The sequence below is a fragment of the Pseudomonas sp. A-B-19 genome, assembly GCF_019947515.1.
Taxonomy (GTDB): domain Bacteria; phylum Pseudomonadota; class Gammaproteobacteria; order Pseudomonadales; family Pseudomonadaceae; genus Aquipseudomonas.
The window spans coordinates 1-1,172 of sequence record NZ_JAGYGN010000065.1; the positions used below are offsets into that span (position 1 = coordinate 1).

1 protein-coding gene is annotated in these 1,172 nt (G+C 63.5%); it reads left to right on the forward strand.

Features of this window, described 5'->3' with window-relative positions; all coding sequences use genetic code 11:
• On the forward strand, positions 1 to 1,172 hold a 1,172-nt coding region (glyA, locus tag KGA81_RS29950; RefSeq protein ID WP_223551299.1), incomplete at both ends, for a serine hydroxymethyltransferase.

The following is a 1,172-nucleotide window of genomic DNA, read 5'->3' on the forward strand; positions in this document are numbered from 1 at the left end:
TACGACGATGCACTGCTGGCGGCGATGAATGCCGAGGAGCAACGTCAGGAAGATCACATCGAGCTGATCGCGTCGGAGAACTACACCAGTAAGCGCGTGATGCAAGCGCAAGGCAGCGGCCTGACCAACAAGTACGCCGAAGGCTATCCGGGCAAGCGCTACTACGGTGGCTGCGAGCACGTCGACAAGGTCGAGGCGCTGGCCATCGAACGCGCCAAGCAGCTGTTCGGTGCCGATTACGCCAACGTCCAGCCGCACTCCGGTTCCTCGGCCAACAGCGCCGTGTACCTGGCTCTGCTGCAAGCTGGCGACACCATCCTGGGCATGAGCCTGGCCCACGGCGGTCACCTGACCCACGGTGCCAAAGTGTCGTCCTCGGGCAAGCTTTATAACGCGGTGCAATACGGCATCGACACCACCACCGGCCTGATCGACTACGACGAAGTCGAGCGCCTGGCGGTCGAGTGCAAGCCGAAGATGATCGTTGCCGGCTTCTCGGCCTACTCCAAGACCCTGGATTTCCCACGCTTCCGCCAGATCGCCGACAAGGTCGGTGCACTGCTGTTCGTCGACATGGCCCACGTGGCTGGCCTGGTCGCCGCCGGCCTGTACCCGAACCCGCTGCCGTACGCCGACGTGGTCACCACCACCACCCACAAGACCCTGCGCGGTCCGCGTGGCGGCCTGATCCTGGCCAAGTCCAACGAAGAAATCGAGAAGAAGCTCAACGCCGCGGTATTCCCCGGTGCCCAGGGCGGCCCGCTGATGCACGTGATCGCCGGCAAGGCGGTGTGCTTCAAGGAAGCGCTGGAGCCTGGCTTCAAGGTTTACCAGCAACAAGTGATCGACAACGCCCAGGCGATGGCCGGCGTATTTATCAAACGCGGCTACGATGTAGTGTCCGGCGGCACCGACAACCACCTGTTCCTGGTCAGCCTGATCCGTCAGGGCCTGACCGGCAAAGAGGCGGATGCAGCACTCGGTCGCGCCCATATCACCGTGAACAAGAACGCTGTCCCGAACGATCCACAGTCGCCGTTCGTGACCTCCGGCCTGCGCATCGGCACCCCGGCAGTCACCACTCGCGGCTTCAAGGTGACCCAGTGCGTCACGCTGGCCGGCTGGATCTGCGACATCCTCGACAACCTCGGCGATGCCGATGTCGAGGCCAA